The following is an 8,230-nucleotide window of genomic DNA, read 5'->3' as shown; positions in this document are numbered from 1 at the left end:
CCGGCCGGCCCAACGCCCAAACTTGCGCCACCGGTGACATTCCTGCGCACTTCCTCCTTATTTCCGTCTCCGATCCGACGTCCAAAGCTGCTAGGGAGCGGACAAGACGGCCGGGCTGGCCGCGGGCCGTCCGGATGGGCGGCGTTTTAGGGAGCGAGACGGGGCTGATGGCCATTCCAGGCGTCGCCATTCGGGGACAGCGGAGCCTGCTGCGGCAGATCCGCGAGGCGCTGGCCGGCGGGGGGCCCGCGCAGCAGCGACTCGACATGGTGGTGCGGATCATCGCCCGCTCGATGGTGGCCGAGGTCTGCTCGCTCTATATGCGCGGCGCCTCCAACGACCTGGAGCTGTTCGCCACCGAGGGCCTGGACCCCACCGCCGTCCACGTCACCCGCCTGAAGCCCGGCGAGGGCCTGGTGGGCGAGATCATGCGCCTGGGCCGGCCGCTGAACCTGTCGGACGCCCCCAACCACCCCGCCTTCTCCTATCGCCCGGAAACCGGCGAAGATCCGTTCCACGCCTTCATGGGGGTGCCCCTGCTGCGCGGCGGCCGGGCCATCGGGGTGCTGGTGGTCCAGAACCGCACCGAGCGGGTCTATAACGACGACGAGGTCGAGGACCTGCAGATCGTCGCCATGGTGCTGGCCGAGATGGTGGCCGGCAGCGAGCTGGCCAGCGAAGGCGCCCTGAAGAATGTCGACCTGGTGCCGCACCGGCCCGAGCGGCTGAAGGGCGCCAAGTTCGCCGACGGCCTGGCGCTGGGCGTCGTGGTCCTGCACGAGCCGCCGGTGGCCACCAGCAAGCTGCTGAGCGACGACGTGGCCGCCGAGGAGATCCGGCTGGCCACCGCCATCGCCAGCCTGCAGGCCCAGATCGACGAGATGCTGGAGGGCCAGCACGGCCTGGTTGAAGCCAGTTACGAGGTGCTGGACACCTACCGGATGTTCGCCCACGACCGCGGCTGGAACCGCAGCCTGGAGGACGCCGTCCGCAACGGCCTGACCGCCGAGGCCGCCGTGGAGCGGGTGCGCTCCGAGCACCGCGCCCGGCTGGGCCAGGCCCGCGACCCCTATCTGCGCGAGCGGCTGCACGACCTGGAGGACCTCAACGACCGGCTGCTGCGCCACCTGTCGGGCGACGGCCACAAGGCCCGCGACCTGCCCCCCGACGCCATCCTGATCGCCCGCAACCTGGGCCCCGCCGACCTGCTGGAATACGACCGCACCAAGCTCAAGGGCCTGCTGCTGGAGGAAGGCTCGGCGGCGAGCCACGCGGCCATCGTGGCCCGCGCCCTGGACATCCCCTGCGTGGGACGCCTGGCAGGCCTGCGGGACAAGGTCTCCGAGGGCGACCCCGTCATCGTCGACGCCGAGACCGGCGAGGCCTATCTGCGGCCCCGGCCCGACGTCATCAAGGCCCTGCGGGCCCGGCTGGAGGTCCGCCAGCAGCGGCAGGCGGAATTCGCCAAGCTGCGGGATACGCCGGCCTTCACCCGCGACGGCCACAAGATCACGCTCCTGATGAACGCCGGCCTCGATGTCGACCTGGACATCCTGGGGGAGACCGGGGCGGAGGGCATCGGCCTGTTCCGCACCGAGTTCCAGTTCATGGTCGCCGAGGAGATGCCGCGCTTCAACGCCCAGACCGCCCTCTATGGCCGGGTGATGGACGCCGCCGGCGACATGGCCGTGACCTTCCGCACGCTCGATCTGGGCGGCGACAAGGTGCTGCCCTATCTGGAGGCCGAGCGGGAGGACAATCCGGCCCTGGGCTGGCGGGCCATCCGCATGGGACTGGACCGCCCGGCCCTGCTGCGGCTGCAGCTGCGGGCCCTGATCGCCGCCGCGCGGGGCCGGCCGCTGCGCATCATGTTCCCGCTGGTGGCCAATGTGGACGAGTTCCGCGCCGCCCGCGCCCTGGTGGACCACGAGATCGCCTGGGCCCAGCGGCGGGGCCGCGCGGCGCCCTCGCGGCTGGAGGTGGGCGCCATGATCGAGGCGCCGTCGCTGATCTGGCACCTGGACGCCCTGCTGCCGATGACCGACTTCGTCAGCGTCGGGACCAACGACCTGATGCAGTACCTGTTCGCCGCCGACCGGGGGAACCCGCGGGTGGCCGACCGCTACGACTTCCTGTCGCCGCCCGCCCTGCGCGCCCTGCAGCAGATCCAGCAGGCCTGCGCCGAGACCGGCACCCCGGTCTCGGTCTGCGGCGAGATGGCCGGCCGCCCCCTGGAGGCCTTCGTCCTGGTGGCGCTGGGCTTCGACCGGCTGTCCATGCCGCCGGCCGGCATCGGGCCGGTGAAGCAGATGGTGCTGGCCTGCGACCGGGAGGCCGCCCGGCGCGGGGTCTCGGCCCTGATCAAGAGCTCGGCCGGCTCGATCCGCAACGAGATCGAGACCCTGGCCCGCAAGATCTCGGCGATCTAGAGCTGGCCGGCGGGCTTATGGGCCCGCGGGCGGCGCGGGAAATTCGAGCGGGGCCATGGCCTCGCCCGGCGCTCCCGCCACCACGCTCCGATAGATCGCGTCGCCAACCGGGCTGTAGGTGATCGCCTCCGTCACCAGCAGGCAGCCGATCATCGCGGCCACGCCCCAGAGCCAGGCCGGATGAACCCGACCGCTGCGCCGCTTGTCCGCCCACATGCCCACCAGGGGGAAGATCAGGCAGGCCGCGAGCGTCGCCTCCCACGCCCAGGGGGCGAGAAGCGGCATCGGCAGCAGCCGGCCGAAGCCGGGGCCCAGCAACATCGACATGGCGCAGAAATGCAGGCGGCGGTGCCAGTCTGTCTGGCCTCGCATCAGGATCGCGGCCGTGGTCAGGCCGGCGAAGGTGAGCAGCGACACCGGGTCGAAGACCAGAAATTGCAGCGGCCGGAAGAAGAACGGCGCCTGGCCGCGGCGCACGATCGCAAGGGTCACGGCGAACCCGAGCACCAGCATGGGCACGACCCAGGCCGCGGCGACCCAACCAAGACGGCGGTGCAGCACCCTGCGGCCGGTGGCCGCGAAAAGGTTCTGCAGCAGATAGATCACGACCCAGCCCATGAACACGATCGCATGGGCGTGGACGAGCGGCGGTGAGGAGAAGCTTGATCGCCCCATCGCCAATTGCACCGAGAAGCCGGCGACGATCACCAGGGCCATGGCGGCGGCGCCACGGAGGAAGAAGCCCTCGTCCCGGCCGGCCGACGCGGGCGATCCATCAGAAACTGCAGCCATCTCATCCCCCCCGGGACGCTGTCACGCCGACCGATCAGCCCGGTCGGCTGTGAACAATGTCGCAGCTTGTCGACCTCAGGCCAAGTCTCGAGGCCGCCAGCTCCAGACGGCCCGCGAGGCCTCAGTCGACCGCCACGATCTCCACCTCGGCGCCGGCCAGGATGGCGGTGTCGCCGACGTGCTTGCCCAGCAGGGCGCGGGCCAGGGGGGAGACGTGGGAGACGCTGCCGTGGGCGGGGTCGGCCTCGTCCTCGCCGACGATGCGGAAGGTCTGGCGGCGGCCGTCCTCGCGGTCGATGGTGACCCCGCCGCCGAAGCGCACGGTGTCGGTCTGGCCCGTCGTCTCCACCAGCTGGGCGTTGGCCCGGCGGGCGGCGTAGTAGCGCAGGTCCCGGGTGGCGCGCGCCATGGCGGTGCGGTCGGCCTCGATGCCGCCGGCGCTCTGGGCGGCGGTATAGGCCGCCCGCGCCTGCGCCAGGGCCGCGTCGATGGCGGCCAGGCCCTCCAGCGTCACCAGGTTGGGGTGGGGCGAGATGGGGCGGTCGGGGAGATCCGCGGCGGTGGCCTCGGCATCCCCTTCCTTGGTGAACGCAACGCTCATGGCGGTTCCTTCAGGGTCCGGAGCGTCTAACGCGCCAGACCGCCTTTAGCTCTCGACCTTGAAGGTCAGGCCCGCATTGTCCGACAGCCGCTTCACCAGCCGATCCCCCAGGGCCGCGCCGGGCACCCAGATTCCCCCGGCCACGTCCGGGGCGTTCACTAGCGCGATGGCGGTCTCGGCGATGATCTTGGAGGTGGAGCCGTAGCCGGGGTCCTTGTCGCCGTAGACAGAGACTTGAACCTTGCGGCCGTCCGGGGCGATGGCGATGAAGAGGGCGTCGTAGAAGCCGGCCTCGCGCTCTTCCTTGCTGGGCCCCTCGCCCGGCTGCGGACCGCCCTCGGCGGGCATGTCGGCGAAGGCGGCCGGCGTGTTGGGGTCGATGATCGACATCTCGTCATAGACGAAATCGGTCCCGTAGGGGTGGCCCTGCAGCAGGTTGGAGCGGTGGACGTTCTTGGTGTTGATGGCCGCCATCATGAAGGGGCCGACCTCGGCGCCGACATCCGGATCGTGCTCCTGCTTGTTCCCCGGAGGCTGGGCCGGGCCCGTGAACCCGGGAGTCAGGGCGAAGGGGTTGATCATCAGAGCAAACAGGCTGGGGTCCTTCTGCAGGGCCGCCATGGTGGCGCGGCCCGAGGCCGCCGTGCCGCCCGACAGCCCGCCGCGCATCTTGCGCATCCGGCCCTTCACGCGGGGAACCATGGCGCCGAGTTTCGCCTTGGCCGTCGCTTGCGCGAAATAGACGCCAAGCTCGAAGGGGATGGAGTCGAAGCCGCAGGAGAACAGGATGCGCGCGCCGCTCTGCTTGGCGGCCGCCTCGTGCTTGCCGATCATCTCGGCCATCCAGTTGGGCTCGCCGGAGAGGTCGAGATAGTCGGTCCCCTGGGCGGCGCATTCGGCCACCAGGTCGGAGCCATAGAGCTGGTAGGGGCCCACCGTGGTGAGGATCGCCTTGGCCCGGGCGACCATGGCCTTGACCGAGGCCGGGTCCGAGGCGTCGGCCACCACCAGGGGGGTGTCCTTGGGCGCGCCGATCTCGTCGCGGACAGCGGCCAGCTTGTCGGCGGAGCGGCCCGCCATGGCCCACTTCACCTCGCCCCCGACCCCGTACTTCTGGGCGAGGTATTCGGCCACCAGCCGGCCGGTGAAGCCGGTGGCGCCATAGACGATGATGTCGAATTCGGCCTTGGGGTTCATGAGCGCGCCCTCCCTTTTCTATTGGCGGCGACCCTGCCGCGATTGAGGCCGCCGCGCAATTCTTGAGCAGAGCGCCAAACGGCGCTCTGTCTTTTACTTGCGCGCTTTCGGACGGCGAACCGGCTTCCACTTCGCCTGAAAGCGCTGAGTGTGGCGCCCAGACCCATTGCAGAGTTGGCCGTCGGACGGCAGAGAACGGCCATAGCCTTTTTCATTTCAACGAACCTGAGATCCATTTCCATGTCCGAGATCATTGTTCCGAGACAATTCCGCGGCCCGCCCGTCACCGCCAACGGCGGCTATATCTGCGGCGTGCTCTCCAACGCGGTCGGCGGCCGCGGCAGCGCCATGCTGCGCAGCGGGGTTCCGCTGGACACCCCCGTCACCCTGACGCCGTCCGAGGACGGCGGGGTCGTCCTGACCAACGCCGAGGGCCAGCCCCTGGGCTCGGCCAAGCCCGCCGCCGACGACGCCATCCCCATGCCGCCGGCCCCGCCCAGCGTCGAGGACGCCAAGCGCTACGCCGCGGCCTCGCGGTTCGCCCAGAAGTCCCTGCACCGCGGCTGCTTCTCCTGCTGCATCGAGCGCGAGGACGGCGAGGGCCTGGGGGTGCATGTCGGCCAGATCGAGGGCGCCGAGCCCGGGGTCTGCGCCGGGACCTGGACCCCGCACGCCAACTTCGCCAACGCCGACGGGACCATCCCCGACGAGATCACCTGGGCGGCGCTCGACTGCTCGGGCTCCATGGCCTGGTGGATGAAGACCGACACGCCGGTGGGCCTGCTGGGCACCATGGCCGGCGAGGTCCTGGTCAAGCCGCGGGCCGGCGAGACCTATGTGGTGGTGGCCTGGGCCGACAAGGTGGAGGGCCGCAAGCACTTCGCCGGCGTCGCCCTGTTCGACGCCGACGGTAAGGTCATGGCCCGCAGCGGCCAGATCTGGATCGGCCGCCCGCCCGGCGCCCCGCCCTATCAACTGCCGCCGGTGACGGCGACGGCGTAACCACCTCTGCTCGTCCTGGCCGGGCTTGTCCCGGCCACCCATGATCTCCGTGGTGAAGGTTGCGCGCGGCCGCGACGTTCGCGCGATCTGAGGTGAGGCGGAGATCATGGGTCCCCGGGACAAGCCCGGGGATGACGACCTTGTTTGCTCTCAGCCCGTCAACTTCACCGCCCGCGTCGCCAGACAGGTGGGAAAGTGGAGGGAGCGGCCGGTGTCGCCGCCGCCGCTGTCGCGATCTTCGAACAGGTGGGTCAGGACCAGGCCCGCCTGGAGCTGGCCGCCGATCTGGGTCTCCAGGCTGTGGCTGAACTCCACCGTGTGGTCGCGGGCCACCAGGCGCTCCAGCTCCTCGGGCGGCAGGTCGTCGATATCGGCATAGGGCAGCCGGTGACGCACCACGAACTCGCCCCGATCCTGGGCCTGCGCGTCGAAGATGTAGACCATCGGGTTCATGAAGCCGGCCAGCAGGGCGCCGCCGGGCCGCAGCACCCGGGCGACCTCGCGCCAGACCGGCAGAATCTCCGGGGCGAAGCAGTTGGAGACCGGGTGGAAGACGAGGTCGAAGCTGGCGTCCCCGAAGGCCGAGAGGTCGTGCATGAAGCCCTGGCGGGTGGTGAGCGACAGGCCGTCGCGGGCCGCCACCGCCTGGTCCTGGGCCAACTGGCGCGGCGAGGCGTCGAACACCGTCACCCGCGCCCCGGCCGCCGCCAGGATCGGCCCCTGCTGGCCGCCGCCCGAGGCCAGGCACAGGATGTCCTTGCCGGCGACCTCGCCGAACCAGTCGCGGGGGACGGGCCTGTTGGGGGTCAGCACCACCGACCAGTCGCCCCGGCGGGCGCGGTCGATCTCTTCGGCCGAGACCGGGCGGGTCCAGATGTCGGCCGCCTCGACCCGGCGGTCCCAGCCGGCCTGGTTGACGCCGGCGACATCCTGCGCGCGCATGTGGCTTGCCCCCTCACTCAGGGTCGGCCTTATAGCGGGACTCCGCGCCGGGGTCAGCCAGGCGCGCAATCGTCCCGTTTCAGAACAAGCGGCGCCGGAGCATGCAGAAATCCGGCCAGGCCGGCCCGCTTCGCCCGCCGCGCGAGTTAACCATCGACGACCAAATAACGCATTGAATTCCGTAACCTAGCGTGATATCCACACTATTGTATGAACAACTCCGCGAACGTGCGGAGCGGGGCGTCGCCGCGAAGTTAAGTCGCGGTCAAACAGTGGGGTGTCAGGTAGCCATGCCTCTCGATACTGGCGGGGTTACAAATCTGCATTTGCGAGCGGACGGGGATCGCGATCCCGGTCTGGCGGACTCCTACATGCCCACCATGGACACCGGACCAGACATCGGCGCGGCCCTGAAATCGGCGCGGGAGTTCCGCGGCCTGACGCTGCAGGACGTCGCCGATTCCACCCGCATCCGCCGCGCCTACCTGGCGGCCATCGAAGACATGCGCCTGGACGAGCTGCCCTCGCGCCCCTTCACCATCGGATATGTCCGCGCCTACGCCAACGCGCTGGGCATGGACGGCGAGGCCGCGGTCGAACGCTTCAAGTCCGACGAGCCGGCCCCCGACGAGCCCCTGCGCGCACCCGTGGGCGTGCGCCGCGACGGCGACCCGCGGGTCATGGCCATCGTCATCGTCGGCCTGCTGATCGTCGGCGCCATCGTCATGTGGAACATCGCCCAGCGCGCCATGAGCGAGCAGGCGCCGCCGCCCCCCACCGCCCCGGAGGCCGCCGCGGTCGGCGTGGCCCTGGCGCCGGTCACCGAAGGCCCCGTGGCGCTCGGCGCGCCCCTGCCCGCCCCGGTGGAATCCACCACCCCCACCCCCTACGAGACCCCGGGCCTGCAGGCCGCCACCGCCGGCGACGGCTCCAGCAAGGCCGCCGACGACGCCGCCAAGCTGGCCCGCGAGCATCCCGAGAACGTCGTGGCCGCCCCCAGCGAACCGCTGGCCAGCACCTTCACCGCCAAGGGCCCGGTCTATGGCGCCCCCGCGGCGGCTTCGATCCTGACCCTGCAGGCGCGCAAGCCCACCTCGCTGATCGTGCGCGGCGCCGACAACTCGGTCTATTTCGCCCGCCAGCTGGCGGCCGGAGAGGCCTATCGCGCCCCCATGCTGAAGGGCCTGACCGTGGACGTCTCCGACCCCGCGGCCATGCAGGTCTTCGTGGGCGGCCAGAGCAAGGGCCTGCTGCCGTCGGCCCAGGC

7 protein-coding genes are annotated in these 8,230 nt (G+C 70.8%); 3 read left to right on the top strand and 4 right to left on the bottom strand.

All coding sequences use genetic code 11. From position 1 onward, the window contains the following. The first annotated feature begins 167 nt into the window (after positions 1–167). A complete protein-coding gene (ptsP, locus tag Q7T09_RS10880) occupies positions 168–2,429 on the top strand; it encodes a phosphoenolpyruvate--protein phosphotransferase (RefSeq protein ID WP_304699621.1) in 2,262 nt (753 codons plus the stop codon). A gap of 15 nt (positions 2,430–2,444) precedes the next feature. Here ptsP and Q7T09_RS10875 read toward each other — a convergent pair whose 3' ends face one another. From Q7T09_RS10875 to Q7T09_RS10865, 3 genes are all read right to left on the bottom strand, one after another. Continuing rightward, a complete protein-coding gene (locus Q7T09_RS10875; RefSeq protein WP_304699620.1) occupies positions 2,445–3,146 on the bottom strand; it encodes a hypothetical protein in 702 nt (233 codons plus the stop codon). Positions 3,147–3,342: 196 nt separating this feature from the next. Next, the gene (gene greA / locus Q7T09_RS10870) at positions 3,343–3,822 is read right to left on the bottom strand and encodes a transcription elongation factor GreA (protein WP_304699619.1); all 480 of its coding nucleotides are present in this window, start codon (positions 3,820–3,822) and stop codon (positions 3,343–3,345) included. Positions 3,823–3,867: 45 nt separating this feature from the next. Then, positions 3,868–5,019: a trans-acting enoyl reductase family protein gene (locus Q7T09_RS10865; protein ID WP_304699618.1), complete on the bottom strand. Its 1,152-nt coding sequence runs from the start codon at positions 5,017–5,019 to the stop codon at positions 3,868–3,870. Between the two features lie 240 nt (positions 5,020–5,259). On the opposite strand from Q7T09_RS10865, the gene Q7T09_RS10860 reads away from it, so the two are divergent. Next, the gene (locus tag Q7T09_RS10860) at positions 5,260–6,021 is read left to right on the top strand and encodes a hypothetical protein (protein WP_304699617.1); all 762 of its coding nucleotides are present in this window, start codon (positions 5,260–5,262) and stop codon (positions 6,019–6,021) included. A gap of 150 nt (positions 6,022–6,171) precedes the next feature. Here the strand turns inward: Q7T09_RS10860 and Q7T09_RS10855 are convergent, their stop codons facing one another. Continuing rightward, positions 6,172–6,963, bottom strand: a complete 792-nt coding sequence (locus Q7T09_RS10855) for a class I SAM-dependent methyltransferase (protein WP_304699616.1) — start codon at positions 6,961–6,963, stop codon at positions 6,172–6,174. A gap of 290 nt (positions 6,964–7,253) precedes the next feature. Between Q7T09_RS10855 and Q7T09_RS10850 the strand changes: the two genes are divergently transcribed. Continuing rightward, positions 7,254–8,230 (top strand): helix-turn-helix domain-containing protein (locus Q7T09_RS10850; protein WP_304699615.1); only part of this gene is annotated, 977 nt, incomplete at its 3' end.

This window comes from Phenylobacterium sp. (assembly GCF_030645195.1).
Classification (GTDB): Bacteria; Pseudomonadota; Alphaproteobacteria; order Caulobacterales; family Caulobacteraceae; genus Phenylobacterium.
The sequence above is the reverse complement of the archived record's forward strand: the minus strand, read 5'-3'. Positions and strand labels throughout refer to the sequence as shown.

Bases quoted from the DNA above. Each gene is read 5' to 3' on its own strand.
- Q7T09_RS10855 (WP_304699616.1), bottom strand. From the start codon at position 6,963: ATGCGCGCGCAGGATGTCGCCGGCGTCAACCAGGCCGGCTGGGACCGC.
- Q7T09_RS10875 (WP_304699620.1), bottom strand. From the start codon at position 3,146: ATGGCCCTGGTGATCGTCGCCGGCTTCTCGGTGCAATTGGCGATGGGG.
- ptsP (WP_304699621.1), top strand. From the start codon at position 168: ATGGCCATTCCAGGCGTCGCCATTCGGGGACAGCGGAGCCTGCTGCGG.
- Q7T09_RS10865 (WP_304699618.1), bottom strand. From the start codon at position 5,019: ATGAACCCCAAGGCCGAATTCGACATCATCGTCTATGGCGCCACCGGC.
- Q7T09_RS10860 (WP_304699617.1), top strand. From the start codon at position 5,260: ATGTCCGAGATCATTGTTCCGAGACAATTCCGCGGCCCGCCCGTCACC.
- greA (WP_304699619.1), bottom strand. From the start codon at position 3,822: ATGAGCGTTGCGTTCACCAAGGAAGGGGATGCCGAGGCCACCGCCGCG.